The organism is Falsiroseomonas stagni DSM 19981 (genome assembly GCF_900114315.1).
GTDB lineage: Bacteria > Pseudomonadota > Alphaproteobacteria > Acetobacterales > Acetobacteraceae > Falsiroseomonas > Falsiroseomonas stagni.
The window spans coordinates 536,932-549,379 of sequence record NZ_FOSQ01000001.1 but is presented as its reverse complement, the minus strand read 5'-3'; the positions used below and the strand labels follow the sequence as shown (position 1 = coordinate 549,379).

14 protein-coding genes are annotated in these 12,448 nt (G+C 71.8%); 11 read left to right on the top strand and 3 right to left on the bottom strand.

Translation table 11 applies throughout. The annotated features are described in order from the left end of the window. The first annotated feature begins 4 nt into the window (after window positions 1-4). The 8 genes from BM041_RS02635 (at window position 5) to terL (ending at window position 8,999) form a co-directional block, all read left to right on the top strand. A complete protein-coding gene (locus BM041_RS02635; RefSeq protein ID WP_092955070.1) occupies window positions 5-742 on the top strand; it encodes a capsid assembly protein in 738 nt (245 codons plus the stop codon). A gap of 334 nt (window positions 743-1,076) precedes the next feature. Then, complete coding sequence (locus BM041_RS02625; protein ID WP_092955064.1) at window positions 1,077-1,916, top strand: phage capsid protein; 840 nt, start codon at window positions 1,077-1,079, stop codon at window positions 1,914-1,916. A gap of 85 nt (window positions 1,917-2,001) precedes the next feature. Next, the gene (locus BM041_RS02620) at window positions 2,002-2,571 is read left to right on the top strand and encodes a hypothetical protein (RefSeq protein ID WP_092955061.1); all 570 of its coding nucleotides are present in this window, start codon (window positions 2,002-2,004) and stop codon (window positions 2,569-2,571) included. Between the two features lie 4 nt (window positions 2,572-2,575). Next, window positions 2,576-4,456 (top strand): hypothetical protein, encoded by a 1,881-nt coding sequence (locus BM041_RS02615; RefSeq protein WP_092955058.1) that lies wholly within the window; start codon window positions 2,576-2,578, stop codon window positions 4,454-4,456. Continuing rightward, window positions 4,456-4,896, top strand: coding sequence for a hypothetical protein (locus BM041_RS02610; RefSeq protein ID WP_092955055.1), 441 nt, complete (start codon window positions 4,456-4,458; stop codon window positions 4,894-4,896). The genes BM041_RS02615 and BM041_RS02610 overlap by 1 nt, the downstream gene beginning before the upstream one ends. A gap of 61 nt (window positions 4,897-4,957) precedes the next feature. Next, entirely contained in the window at window positions 4,958-7,240 is a 2,283-nt protein-coding gene (locus BM041_RS02605; protein WP_092955052.1) for a phage tail fiber domain-containing protein, read from the top strand. Further along, entirely contained in the window at window positions 7,237-7,566 is a 330-nt protein-coding gene (locus BM041_RS02600; protein ID WP_092955050.1) for a hypothetical protein, read from the top strand. The genes BM041_RS02605 and BM041_RS02600 overlap by 4 nt, the downstream gene beginning before the upstream one ends. Further along, entirely contained in the window at window positions 7,563-8,999 is a 1,437-nt protein-coding gene (gene terL, locus BM041_RS02595) for a phage terminase large subunit (RefSeq protein WP_092955047.1), read from the top strand. The genes BM041_RS02600 and terL overlap by 4 nt, the downstream gene beginning before the upstream one ends. Window positions 9,000-9,002: 3 nt before the next feature. On the opposite strand, the gene BM041_RS02590 is transcribed toward terL, so the two are convergent. Further along, a complete protein-coding gene (locus BM041_RS02590; RefSeq protein WP_092957378.1) occupies window positions 9,003-9,221 on the bottom strand; it encodes a hypothetical protein in 219 nt (72 codons plus the stop codon). Window positions 9,222-9,315: 94 nt separating this feature from the next. Between BM041_RS02590 and BM041_RS02585 the strand changes: the two genes are divergently transcribed. The 3 genes from BM041_RS02585 to BM041_RS02575 are packed head-to-tail and all read left to right on the top strand — an operon-like array spanning window position 9,316 to window position 10,514. After that, a complete protein-coding gene (locus tag BM041_RS02585) occupies window positions 9,316-9,684 on the top strand; it encodes a hypothetical protein (RefSeq protein WP_092955044.1) in 369 nt (122 codons plus the stop codon). Then, the gene (locus BM041_RS02580) at window positions 9,681-10,127 is read left to right on the top strand and encodes a cell wall hydrolase (RefSeq protein WP_092955041.1); all 447 of its coding nucleotides are present in this window, start codon (window positions 9,681-9,683) and stop codon (window positions 10,125-10,127) included. Before BM041_RS02585 ends, BM041_RS02580 begins: the two co-directional genes overlap by 4 nt. A 30-nt stretch (window positions 10,128-10,157) precedes the next feature. Continuing rightward, window positions 10,158-10,514: a DUF952 domain-containing protein gene (locus tag BM041_RS02575; RefSeq protein ID WP_092955038.1), complete on the top strand. Its 357-nt coding sequence runs from the start codon at window positions 10,158-10,160 to the stop codon at window positions 10,512-10,514. Window positions 10,515-10,530: 16 nt separating this feature from the next. Here the strand turns inward: BM041_RS02575 and BM041_RS02570 are convergent, their stop codons facing one another. Both BM041_RS02570 and BM041_RS02565 read right to left on the bottom strand, forming a co-directional pair. Further along, the gene (locus tag BM041_RS02570) at window positions 10,531-11,193 is read right to left on the bottom strand and encodes a DUF4189 domain-containing protein (protein ID WP_175533679.1); all 663 of its coding nucleotides are present in this window, start codon (window positions 11,191-11,193) and stop codon (window positions 10,531-10,533) included. 198 nt (window positions 11,194-11,391) lie between these two features. Beyond that, window positions 11,392-12,372, bottom strand: a complete 981-nt coding sequence (locus tag BM041_RS02565; RefSeq protein WP_175533678.1) for a Bug family tripartite tricarboxylate transporter substrate binding protein — start codon at window positions 12,370-12,372, stop codon at window positions 11,392-11,394. Window positions 12,373-12,448: the final 76 nt, after the last annotated feature.

The following is a 12,448-nucleotide window of genomic DNA, read 5'->3' as shown; positions in this document are numbered from 1 at the left end:
CGGCATGCCCGAGGATCTTCTCGAGACCGCCCTGAAGCCGGACACGGCCGCGGGCCGCACGACCCGACCGGCCGAAATCCCGGAGAAGTTCTGGGACGAGGCCGCCGGCGCGCTGCGCGTCGACGCCCTGCTGAAATCCTACCTGGAACTGGAACGCCGCATGTCCCAGCGCCAGGGCCCGCCGGGCGATGACGCGCCGGAGGAGGAGCGGCTGCGCTGGCGCCGGCTGCTCGGCATTCCCGACAGCCCGGATGGCTACGAGATCACGCCGCTGAACGAGGTGGTATCGCCCGACCCGGTGGTGAACGCGAAGCTGCACGAGGCCGGCTTCACGCCGCGCCAGGTGCAGCTGGTCTATGACCTGGCGGCCGAACGCCTGCTGCCGCTGATCGCGGAAGCGGCCGCGGATTTCGAGGCCGCGCGACAGGTGGAGAAGCTGCAGGCGCATTTCGGCGGGGAGGAACGCTTCCGCCGCATCGCCGCCCAGCTGTCCAGCTGGGGCCGCGCCAACCTGCCGGAAGCGGTCTTCACGGCGCTGTCCAGCACGGCGGAGGGCGTGGTCGCGCTGCATCGCATGATGGAAGGCAAGGAACCGGCCCTTGCGCGCGATGCGCAGGCGGAATCGACGCCGGATGAGGGGGAACTGCGCCGGATGATGCGCGACCCCCGCTACTGGCGGACGCGGGAGCCCGATTTCGTGAAGCGCGTGACGGACGGGTTCCGGCGCCTCGTCGGCGAATAGCCGACGGGTACACCGGCCTCGTCGGCGAATAGCCGACGGGGTGTGTCGCCTACGCGGCGCGTGACAACCCGCTGAGATCCGGCCAGGCGCCCGCTGCGCATCGCAGCGCGTGGCGCCGGCCGGCGTCGCCGCGCCCCTCCCCGGGCGCGGCGCCGGCGGGGCGGATGGCGCGGGCCCAAGGGGTCCCCATCCGCCCCGCCCCCCCCTTCCCGCAAGCAACCCGCGTGAGCGGGCCTGCGGAGCCATGCCGTGGCGCCGGCCCCAGGGGCAAACCCCCCGGGGGCAACCGGTGGCGCGGCGCCTTCCCTGCACCCCATCACGAAGGAGGGCCACGATGCCCGCCAGCACCCAGATCGACGCCGTCTTCGCCGTCCAGTTCCAGGCCGAGGTGAAGGAGGCCTATCAGCGCCAGGGCAGCAAGCTGCGCCCCCTGGTGCGGTCCAAGTCCGGCGTCACCGGATCCAGCACCTTCTTCCCGAAGGTCGGCAAGGGCACCGCCGCGGCGAAGACGCGCAACGGCGCCGTCCCGGTGATGAACCTGGAGCATGCGCAGGTCGAATGCGTGCTCCAGGACTACTATGCCGGCGACTGGATCGACCGGCTGGATGAGCTGAAGACGAACATCGACGAACGCACCGTCGTCGCCAATGCGGGCGCCTATGCGCTGGGCCGCAAGACGGATGAGCTCATCATCGCGGCGCTCGATGCCGGTACGCGGGAAGCGATCGGCACCGCCGCCGGCACGACCGACAGCGACGGCCTGACCAAGGCGAAGGTGCTGCTGGCGTTCGAGATGATGGGCGCCGCGGATGTGCCGGATGATGGTGGCCGCGTCGCCGTCGTCGGCTGGAAGCAGTGGAGCCAGCTGCTGGCGATCGAGGAATTCGCCTCCTCCCAGTATGTCGGCGACGATGCGCTGCCCTGGAAGGGCAGCCAGGCGAAGCGCTGGCTCGGCGCGCTGTGGATGCCGCATTCCGGCCTGACCAAGTCCGGCGCGCTGCGCTACTGCTACTTCTTCCACCGCACCGCCATCGGCCACGCCGCGGCGGCGGAAGTGCAGACCGACGTCACCTGGCACGGCGACCGCGCCGCGCATTTCGTCGCCAACATGATGAGCCAGGGCGCCGTGCTGGTCGATGACATGGGCGTCGTGCGCATGCGCGCGGCGGAATAAGGCGCAAGGGTCAGCCTGTCGCCACCACCCAGGGCGGTCCCCGTGACGGGGGCCGCCCAACCTCCCGCGAACGGACATGACAACCATGGCACTCACCGCGCTCGCGCTGTGCTCGCGCGCCCTGCTGCGCCTGGGCGCGCAGCCCGTCGCCTCGCTCGATGAGGGGACGGCGGAGGCGGAGGTGGCGGCGAATCTCTACGCGCCGGTGCGCGACGCGCTGCTCTCCGCCCATCCCTGGTCCTTCGCCACCGGCCAGGCTTCCCTGCCCCGGCTGGCCGCAGTGCCGCAGGCGGACATGGCGCATGCCTTCCAGCTGCCGCCGGGCTTTCTCCGCGCGCTGTCCGCCGGCAGCGGCGGGCGCGGGCGCGGCACGCCCTACCGTCTGCACGAGGACCGGCTGCACGCCGATGCGGAGCAGGTCGTGCTGACCTACATCTTCCGTGCCGATGAAAGCGCCTTCCCGCCCTTCTTCGCCCAGGCGCTGGTGGCGCGGCTGGCCGCGGAATTCTGCCTGCCGCTGACGGAGTCCGCATCGCGGGCGGAGATGCTGTTCCGCCTGGCGGAGACGGAGTTGCGCGCCGCGCGGCAGATCGACAGCCAGCAGGACACGCCGCGGGCGATCGAGGATTTCCCGCTGGTCTCGGTGCGGGGCTGATCGCATGACCATCGCCACGCGACGCACCAAATCCTCCTTCACCGCCGGGGAACTCGCGCCCAACCTGTTCGGCCGCGCCGATCTGCGGGCCTTCGAGAATGGCGCGCGCCGGCTGCGCAATGTCGTCATCCAGCCCACGGGCGGCGTCGCGCGGCGGCCGGGCCTGCTGCATGTGGCGTCCCTGCCCGGGCCGGCCCGCCTCATTCCCTTCGAGTTCAACACGGAGCAGACCTACCTGCTGGTGCTGACCGAGGGGCAGCTGCATGTCTTCCTGGGCGATGCCGCGGTAGCGAGCCTGCCGGCGCCCTGGTCCACCGGCATGCAGGGCCAGGTCGCTTTCACGCAGAGCGCCGACACGCTGCTGCTGTTCCACCCCGATGTCGCGCCGCAGCGCCTGACGCGGAGCAGCCATACCAGCTGGACGCTGACACCTTTCGTCTTCGATGCCGTGCCCGTCTTCAACTTCCGTCCCGATGTCACGCTGGCGGCCTCCGCCACCACCGGCACCGTGACGCTGACGGCCTCCGCCGACGTCTTCTCCAGCGGCCATGTCACCGCGCCATTCCGCATCGCGGGCCAGACAGTCGCCATCACCGCGGTGGCGAATGCACGGTCGGCGACAGGGATCGTCAACGGCACGCTGCCCGGCACCGCGCCGACCACGGATTGGGCGGAGCCCGCCTTCAGCGGCGTCCGCGGCTATCCCGTCTCCGCCTGCTTCCACCAGGATCGCCTGGTACTGGGCGGGTCGCGGGATCTGCCGAACCGGCTTTGGCTTTCGCGCACCGGCGACATCGGCAATTTCGACAACGGCACCGGCCTCGACGACCAGGCGATCGAATTCGCGCTGGTGTCGGACCAGGTGAATGCGATCCGCGCCGTCTTCTCCGGCCGCCACCTGCAGGTCTTCACCTCCGGTGCCGAGTGGATGGTGACGGGCGATCCGCTGACGCCGTCCTCCATCCAGCTGCATCGCCAGACGCGCGTCGGCAGCCTGGTGGACCGGCAGGTGCCGCCGGTGGATGTGGATGGCGCCACGCTGTTCGTCGCGCGGTCCGGCCAGGCAGTGCATGAATTCGCCTATACCGACGTCGCCGACGTGTACCAGGCGAATGACCTGGCGCTGGTGGCGCGGCACCTGATCCAGCAGCCCGTCTCCATGGCCTATGACCAGACCATGCGGCTGCTGCATGTGGTGATGGCCGATGGGTCGATCGCGACGCTGACGCTCTATCGCGCGGAACAGGTGACGGCCTGGACGCGGCTCGACACCGCAGGCCGCTTCAAGGCGGTGGCGGAGACCGAGGGCCGCGTCTTCGCGGTGGTGGAAAGGAATGGCTGGCATCGGCTGGAACGCTTCGACACGGCGCTCGGCCTCGATGCCGCGCTGTCCGGCACCAGCGCCACGGAACAGGATGTGTGGTCAGGGCTCGGCCACCTCGACGGATCGGTGGTCAGCGTCATGGCGGATGGGGCACCGCGCGGGGCCATGACCGTCGCCGGCGGCGCGGTCACGCTGGACCCGCCGGCGCGCGCCGTGCAGGTCGGCCTGACGTTCCGCCATGTGGTGGAACCGCTGCCGACGGGCCTGTCCGGTGCCGGTGGCGCCGCTTCCGCACCGCTCCGCCTGGTCTCCGCCACCTTCCGGGTGATGGAGACGCCGGCGCTGGAGGTCGACCTCGGCCGCGGCGTGCAGCCCGTGCCGTTCCGGCGGCTGGACACGGCGCTGCTGGATGCCGCGCCCGCGCCCTTCACCGGCGACATCACGCTGCGCGCCCTCGGCTGGCGGCGGGATGCGATGGCGCCGCTGTGGCGGGTGGAGGGTGAGACACCGCTGCCGCTGACCCTGCTTTCCGTCACCACCGACATGAGGATGACCGACTGATGGCGCAACTCGCCCCCATCGCGACCGCCCTCGGCGCGGGCGCCTCGCTGTATTCCACGGTGCGCCAGGCCCAGACGCAGTCCAGCAACGCCAGGGCCCAGGCCGCCGCCGCGCAGCAGCAGGAAGCCGCGCGGCAGCAGCAGCTGGCCGCGCAGCAGGCGGCGGAAACGCGGGCGCGCGAAGCACGGCTGGCAGGCACCACGGCCGCCGCCCGCGCGCGGCTCGCGGCCAGCGGCGTGTCACCGGATGAGGGCTCTGCCGCCGCGCTGACGGCGGGGCTGGAACGCGATGCCGCCGCGGCGCAATCGGACAGCGACCAGGTCTTCGCCGCCCGGCTTTCCGCCGGGCGGCGCAGCCTGCTGAACAATGACGGTTCGCTGACCACCTGGCTGCGCGCCGGCAGCAGCTTCGGCAATTCGCTGCGCAACCTGCTGGATTGATCACCCGTCGCCGCGCGCCCGTCGCGCGGCCCTTCCCTGCCCCCCATTCCTGGAGCCCACGATGGCCGAGCACATCCGCATCGGCGACGTCGCGCCGCGCGTGCAATACGTGGGCGATGGCGCGCGCAGCGACTTCACCTTTCCCTTCCCCATCTTCCTGGCGGAGGAGTTGGAAGTCCGCGTCGACGGCATCGTCCTTGGCAGCGGCTTCACTGTCTCCGGCGCCGGACAATCCGCTGGCGGTACCGTCACGCTGCCATCGCCACCCGGCATCGGCAGCACGGTCACGCTGCGCCGCCGCGTCAAGGTCGAGCGCACGTCCGACTTCCAGGACAATGGCGTGCTCCGTGCGCGCACGCTGAATGATGAGCTGGACCGCGTCGTGGCCGCCCTTCAGGAACAGCGGGAGGAGCTCTCCTCCACCCTGCGGCGGGACCCCGCCGATCTCGGCGGCGACATGACGCTTCCCATGCGGACCGCGCGCGCCAACCGGCTGCTCGGCTTCGACAGCGTGGGCGACATCGTGGTGGTGCCGCGTGATTCCGCCCTGCTGACGGCGCCCTTCCCCGGCGCCGTGCCCCATACGGTGGAGGACAAGCTGGCGGAGACGCTGAGCGCGCGCGACTTCGGTGCGACCGGCGATGGCGTCACGGATGACGGCCCCGCGCTGCAGGCGGCAATGAACGCCGCCGCCGCTTCCGGCAAGGTGCTGACGATCGGCGAGGGTTCCTTCCGCACGCTGCAGCCGCTGACGCTGCCTGGCGCCGCGGCGGGCCTGACCATGCTCGGGCGGATCATCTACGCCGGCCCTGGCGGGCAGACGGCGTTGACCATCGGCAATGGTGGCAGCACGCGCAACGCCAACAAGCACCACATCGGCATTTCCGTGATGCGCGCCACCACCAGCGACTGGCTGGATGAGGGCGATATCGGCGTGGTGATGATCAACCACGATGCATCGCTGATCGAGGTGCGGGAGATCACGGGCTTCACCATCGGCCTGCGTACGCTGGGCGATGAGCGGGGGTTCGAGGATACGACGCTGATCCTCAATCGCTTCGTGAACAACAAGATCGGCCTGGACATCCACACGCTGACCGCCGCGGCGTGGAACACCTCCATCCGCTACTATGGTGGGCACTTCGCCGTGGGTTCCACCGTGCATACCGACAAGGACCGCTTCGGCATCCGCCTGTCGGCCGCGCCGGGTGCCTATGTCGCGCATAACCGCCATCTGTTCGACGGCCCGAATTTCGAGCTGAATTCGCGCGAGATCGCGGCGACGGGCATCCCCTTCCTGTGCGAGGTGAACAGCCGCGCCATCGTCGCGCGCGGCATCCGCATGGAAGGCTGCGACCCGATCGTGGCGCGCCATACCGCCGGCGCGCAGGACCACATGTACGAGGTGGCGTGGGCAAGCCAGGGCTACGCGATCGAGATCGAGCACACCGCGACCGCGACGCGGCTTGGCGGCGTGGTGAAGGCGCTGCACCAGGCACTGCCGAACCGGGAGGCGACGCGGGAGGTGGCCGCCGTCCCGTCGCTGCGGGCCGCCGCCATCCGCTGGAACGCGACGGAGACAGGGTTCGAAAGGCTCGCCTGCCTGTCCACCAATGTCGCCGGCGGCCCGACCTCGCTGCCGCAATTCGCCTTTCCCGCGCTCGATTCCTACACGCTGACCAACCGCGGCGTGGTGCTCACGGGCGGGCGCGGCCTGGGCTTCGTGGTGGATACGTCACGCTGCAAGGACTTCGCCCTGACGGTGGATGCGGATTCGCCGCGCCTGATCGTCATGGCCTTCGACAGCAGCTGGAACCTGCTGACGGAGGCCGCCGGCACGATGGTGATGGCATCGGGCCAGTCGATGACCTGGAACGCCACCGCGCGCTGGTGGCAGGGGTCGGCCGACATGGACGATGCGGGGCTGACGCGGCTGCAGGCCATTCGCCTGGCGCCGCAGGTGGCCACCGCCATCATCGGCGTCGCCCGCATCACGGCCGACTACGAACTGCGCGCCATGCGCCTGCATTGCGATCCGCGCCACGCGCCGCCACTGCTGTTCGGGCTGCCGGATCTGCGCATCGGCGTGCGGGAGTTGATCGCGGAGCAGGCCTGGGATCCGGCCTCCATCGCCGCCGGCGCCAGCGTGCAGACCAGCGTCACCGTCGCCGGCGCCAGGCCCGGGGATTTCGTGCAGGCATCCTTCTCCCTCGCCACCTCCGGCTGCGTCTTCCTGGCGCAGATCGGGGCGCAGGACACGGTGACGGTCACGGTCTGGAACCGGTCAGGCGCGGCGGTGGACCTCAACCCGGGCACGGTACGCGTGCGGGTGGTGAAGGCATGAGGAAGCCCTCCACCTCGCCCCGCAAGACGCCGGGCGTGCCGCGCGCGAAGCTGGCCGCTGTGATCGAGCGCGTCGCGGAGGAATACGCGCATTTCGTCAGCGACCCGCCGCTGGAGGAGGTGCCGCCGGATTCCAAGACCTTCGCGGCCCGGCAATCCGCCGCCCGCGCGGCACTCGCCCATATCAGCGAACTCGCCGCCCTGGCGGCGGAGGATGGAGAGGCAGCGGAGGAGACGGTGGAGGACATCCTCGCCAAGGCGCGCGCCACCATCGCGCAGGAAGGCGAGGCCGATCCGCCGCCGGCAGGCGAGGAGGAGGAGGGTTGAGCCAACGCCCCGCCGACCTCGTCGAATTCGCCTGGATCTGGAACCAGGCCAATGGCCTTGGCACCCCGCCCCTGCACCGGCGCGTCCTGCGCTGGCTGCAGGCACGGGATGCGGCCGGGGACCGACGACTGCTGCTGATGGCCTTCCGCGGCTTCGGCAAATCCACGCTGGTCGGCCTCTACTGCGCCTGGCGGCTCTATTGCGCACCGCAGACGCGGATCCTCGTGGTGGCGGCGGACCACGCGCTGGCGACGAAGATGGTGGCGAATGTGCGCCGCATCCTGGGCCGCCACCCCCTGTGCTCCGCGCTGCTGCCCGGGCATGGGGAGGGGTCCTGGGCATCCGACCGCTTCACGGTGGCGCGCGATGGCGTGCTGCGCGATGCCTCCATGATGGCGGCGGGCATCGGCGGCAACATCACCGGGGCGCGCGCCGACCTGATCATCGGCGACGATGTCGAGGTCGCCGGCAATTGCGACACGCCCGCCAAGCGGGAGGAATTGCGGGAGAGGCTGACGGAAGCGGAATTCGTCCTGGTCCCCGGCGGCACCATCCTGTTCGTCGGCACGCCGCATGCGGAGGACAGCCTCTACGCGGAAGGGGCGGACGCCTTCCTCTCGGGCTACCGGCGGCTCGTGCTGCCGCTGCTGGACGCCGCTGGGCGCAGCGCCTGGCCGGAACGCTTCCCGGATGAGGCCGTGGCGGCGCTGCGCGACCGCGTCGGCCCGCTGGCCTTCCGCCGGCAGATGCTGCTGGAGCCGGTGCCGATGGGGGCCGCGCGGCTCGATCCCGCCGCGATGTCGCGCTACGGCGCGGAGATCGAGTACCGGGAGGCCAATGGGCGCGGCCTGCTGTCCCTGATGGGCACGCGGCTCGTCTCCGGCGGCGGCTGGTGGGACCCGGCCTATGGGCGCCCCGGCAGCGGCGATGCCAGCGTGCTGGCCGCCACCTTCAGCGACGCGGAAGGCCGCCACTACCTCCACCGCGTCGCCTACCTGCTGCATGACCCGGAGGCGGAGGAGGACGCCGCCACCCAGCAATGCCGCGCCGTCGCGGCGCTGGCGCGGGACCTGATGCTGCCGGTGGTGCGGGTGGAGACCAATGGCCTCGGCCGCTTCCTGCCCGGGCTGCTGCGGCGGGAGATGTCGCGGATCGGCGCCGTCTGCACGGTGACGGAAGCCGTCAGCCGCCGCGCCAAGTCGGAGCGCATCCTGGCGGCGCTGGACCCGGTGCTGGCGGCGCGGCGCCTGTCCGCGCATGACAGCGTGCTGCGCGGCCGCTTCGTGCGGGAGATGGCGGAATGGCGCCCGGATACGCCGGGGCTGCACGATGACGCGCTGGATGCCGTCGCGGGCTGCCTGCTGGCGGAGCCGGTGCGGCTGCCCTTCGCCCCGCCGGCGCCGCGGACAGCCCTGCCCTGGCGGGGCTTCTGATCCTCACGCCCGCTTGCGGGCGATCTCCGTCGCATGCCGGTCGAGGCCGGCTTCCGTCGCCTCGAACCGCCCATCCGGGCGGGCGCGGGCCAGGCCCATGCCGGCCAGCCGTTGCAGGCAGGGGCCGTCCTTCAGCCCGTCAGGGCGCCCATGCGGCCGCACCAGCGTCAGCCGGTGCAGCGCCGATCGGCAGCAGGTCTCCAGGTAAGGCTCGTTCCACATCGGTCCGCGCGGCGCATCCCCCGGCGCCGCGCGGCCCTTCCGCGCGGCCACCCCAGGGTGGTTCCGCCGCCGCTTCCCTTCAAGGAGTGCCCCCATGATCCCCGAGATCCCGCCCCAGCTGCTGGCCGCCGCCGCCGACGCGCCGCTGGCCTTGCTGATGCTCTGGATGGTCCATCTGCTGCGCCGGGACCTGACGGCGCGCCCGGAACCGCCGCAGGCCGCGCCCGCGCCTTCCGCCCGCGATGACCTGGTCGAGTTCAAGCTGGAGGTCGCGCGCACCTATGTCCCGCTTTCCCTGATCCGCGACCTCGATTCACGGCTGTCCCTCCACCTCGTCCGCATCGAGGAGAAGCTGGACGAGGTGAGCCGCGCCGCCACCGCCGCCGCCGCCATCTCCGGCCAGGTGGTGACGCAGCGCAAGGTCGGCTTCGCCGCCCGCGCCGAGGGGGAGACCCGGGCATGAGCGCATCGCTTGATCGCGCGGCGACGCCCGCGGGCCTCACGGTGCTGGCGCTGACACTCTGGGGCGAAGCCGCCGGCCGGCCGGTGCGGGGGCTGGAGGGTATTGCCGCAGTGGTGATGAACCGCCTGCGCCTCGCCAGCCTGCCCGACGGGCCGAAGCACCTCGGCACCGGTGTCGACGCCATCTGCCGCGCGCCGTTCCAGTTCGCCTGCTGGCACCCCCGCCATCCCCGGCGGGGCGCCATGGTGGACCCCGCGACGCGGAACGACCCCGCCTTCGCCATCTGCCAACGCATCGCCGGCAGGGCCCTGTCCGGCACCCTGCCCGACCCAACCCGGGGTGCCACCCACTACCATGCCGCCGATACCCTGCCGCGCTGGGCGGTCGGCCAGGTGCCGGTGGCGGAAGCGGGCGGGCTTGTCTTCTATCGGCTGCTCGGCTGATACGCTGCACCCCGAAGCAGGGGCAGGCGCATGGAAGACCGCATCTACACGATGGTGAGGGAAGCCGATTGGCGCGCGGCGGAGGCCGCCGGCGCCTATGGCGGCAGCGCACATGACCAGCGCGACGGCTTCCTCCACTTCTCCACCGCCGCGCAGCTCCGCGCCAGCGCCGCGAAGCACCGGGCGGGCGTGGCGGATCTCTGGCTGGTCGAAGCCGATGCGGCGCGCCTCGGCGACGCCTTGAAGTGGGAGCCGGCCTCCGGCGGCAGCCGGCCCGGGCTGTTCCCCCATCTCTACGCGGCGCTGCCGCTATCCGCCGTGCTTTCCGTCACGCGGCTGCCGCTGGGCGCGGACGGGATGCATCACTTTCCCGCGACCATCCCCTGAGGCATCCGGGGCCGGATCAGCCGCAGCGCGATGTCGCGATCCGGCAGGACACGCCGGCGGCCAGGCGGCCGGAGCAGTCCCGCAGCGCCGCGAATTCGGCCGAGGTCTCATCCTGCCCGGACCCCGTGCCGTAATGGTGGATCGTGAAGGTCCGGGGGTCGGAGGTGATGACCAGGCCGTTGGCCCGGATCCCGAAGGCGACGGCCAGGCAGCGGTCAGCCGTTTCCGCCAGCAGGCGGCAGGGGTTGTTGTTGTTGCGCCGGAAGCATTCCGTTTCCGCGCCCCGATGCGCCGCCATGCGTTCCTGCGGCATGGAAACCGACAGGCCGCGGCCGGGCAGCGGCGCGGCATAGGCGACGATGCTGCGCGATGCGGCCGGCGCCGTGCGCTGCGGCATCGCGTTGGGCACGCCGACTGCCAGGCCCGCGCCCGCGGCGGCGCCGGCCATCACGCCTGCCGCGCCGGGGCCCGTGCTCCCGCGGCCCGTGGCTTCCGGCGTGCCGCGCTGGTTCTGCCGCGACAGATGGCGCTCACCGGCTGCGCAGCGCACCAGGCACGCCTGCACCGGTTGCGGGTTCATCGCCCGGTCAGGCATGCGGGCATCGCACTGGCGGCGGCACGACATGCTGTCCACGGGCTTGTTCGCCTGGCTGGACTGCGCCAGGGCCTGCAGCGGCATCCACGCCGCCGCAATAATCAGCAGAAACACGGAGAGCCGGGCCAGGCCGACTCGTTCCGAAGTAACCATCCCTGGATCGCCTCGAAGAAACCGCGGGCGCGCTTGCCATCTTGTATACACGCCGCTGACGCGAGGGTAGCCCGCTGGCGCGATTCCGACCAGCCCTTCGATGACGATACGGTCCGGTGCCGGCCCGGCTCAATCCGCCTTCGCGCCACTGCGCTGCACCGCATCCGCCCAGCGCCTGCGCTCAGCCGCCAGGAACATGTCGAGGCTTCGATCACCCAGCGCGACGGGCGCCGCGCTGCGGGCCCTCATCAGCGCCTTGTAGCTGTCGGAGGCCGTGACCTCCGCCACCGCCGCCGCCAGGCGCGCGACAACCGGCGCAGGTGTCGCGACGGGCGCGAACAACCCGAACCAGTTCGGCGCATCCAGGCTTGGAAACCCGGCCTCCACCAGGCTCGGCACCTCCGGCAGCTCCGCCGCCCGGCCCCGGGTCGCGATGCCGACGATCCGCGCCTGGCCGCCCTGGTGCAACGGCAGCGCCGTGGTCAGCGCGTCGAACAGCATCGCCACCTGCCCGCCCGCGAGGTCCGCCAGGGCCGGCGGGCTGCCGCGATACGGCACATGCACCATCCGCAGCCCCGCATCGGCGGCGAAGAGTTCCGCCGTCAGATGGGTCAGCGACCCGCTGCCGGATGAGGCGAAGGGCAGTTCCCCCGGCTTGGCGCGCGCGGCCTCCAGCAGCGCGGGCAGCGTCGGCTGCGGCAGCGCGCGCGGGCTGACCAGCAGGACATTGGCCTGCGCGCCCAGCAGGCCGAGGCAGGTGAAGTCGCTGTCCGGATCATAGTTCAGCCGGCTGTAGAGCGGCTTGGCGATGCCCATCACCGCCGGCCCCACCGCCAGCAGCGTGTAGCCATCGGGCGCCGCCTTCGCGACGGCTTCGGACCCCACATTCCCGCCGGCCCCCGCCCGATTCTCCACGACGACAGGCTGGCCCAGCACGCGTGCCATCGCCTCCGCCGCCGCACGGGCCAGGATGTCCGTGATGCCGCCGGGCGCGAAGGGCACGACCACGCGCAGCGGCCGGCTGGGGAAGGGATTGCCCTGCGCCAGCGCCGGCGCGGCCAGGCCAGCGGCGATGCCCGAGAGCATCAGGCGCCGTGCGATCAGGGTCATGGGCGATCTCCGCGCAGGGAAGATTCCAGCATCCTCCGGAGGCGGCGACGCAGCAATGCGAATTGCCGCCCTTTGC

Coding starts and splice junctions, on each gene's coding strand:
- BM041_RS02635 (WP_092955070.1), top strand. CDS start 5: ATGCCCGAGGATCTTCTCGAGACCGCCCTGAAGCCGGACACGGCCGCG.
- BM041_RS02625 (WP_092955064.1), top strand. CDS start 1,077: ATGCCCGCCAGCACCCAGATCGACGCCGTCTTCGCCGTCCAGTTCCAG.
- BM041_RS02620 (WP_092955061.1), top strand. CDS start 2,002: ATGGCACTCACCGCGCTCGCGCTGTGCTCGCGCGCCCTGCTGCGCCTG.
- BM041_RS02615 (WP_092955058.1), top strand. CDS start 2,576: ATGACCATCGCCACGCGACGCACCAAATCCTCCTTCACCGCCGGGGAA.
- BM041_RS02610 (WP_092955055.1), top strand. CDS start 4,456: ATGGCGCAACTCGCCCCCATCGCGACCGCCCTCGGCGCGGGCGCCTCG.
- BM041_RS02605 (WP_092955052.1), top strand. CDS start 4,958: ATGGCCGAGCACATCCGCATCGGCGACGTCGCGCCGCGCGTGCAATAC.
- BM041_RS02600 (WP_092955050.1), top strand. CDS start 7,237: ATGAGGAAGCCCTCCACCTCGCCCCGCAAGACGCCGGGCGTGCCGCGC.
- BM041_RS02590 (WP_092957378.1), bottom strand. CDS start 9,221: ATGTGGAACGAGCCTTACCTGGAGACCTGCTGCCGATCGGCGCTGCAC.
- BM041_RS02585 (WP_092955044.1), top strand. CDS start 9,316: ATGATCCCCGAGATCCCGCCCCAGCTGCTGGCCGCCGCCGCCGACGCG.
- BM041_RS02580 (WP_092955041.1), top strand. CDS start 9,681: ATGAGCGCATCGCTTGATCGCGCGGCGACGCCCGCGGGCCTCACGGTG.
- BM041_RS02575 (WP_092955038.1), top strand. CDS start 10,158: ATGGAAGACCGCATCTACACGATGGTGAGGGAAGCCGATTGGCGCGCG.
- BM041_RS02570 (WP_175533679.1), bottom strand. CDS start 11,193: ATGCCGCTGCAGGCCCTGGCGCAGTCCAGCCAGGCGAACAAGCCCGTG.
- BM041_RS02565 (WP_175533678.1), bottom strand. CDS start 12,372: ATGACCCTGATCGCACGGCGCCTGATGCTCTCGGGCATCGCCGCTGGC.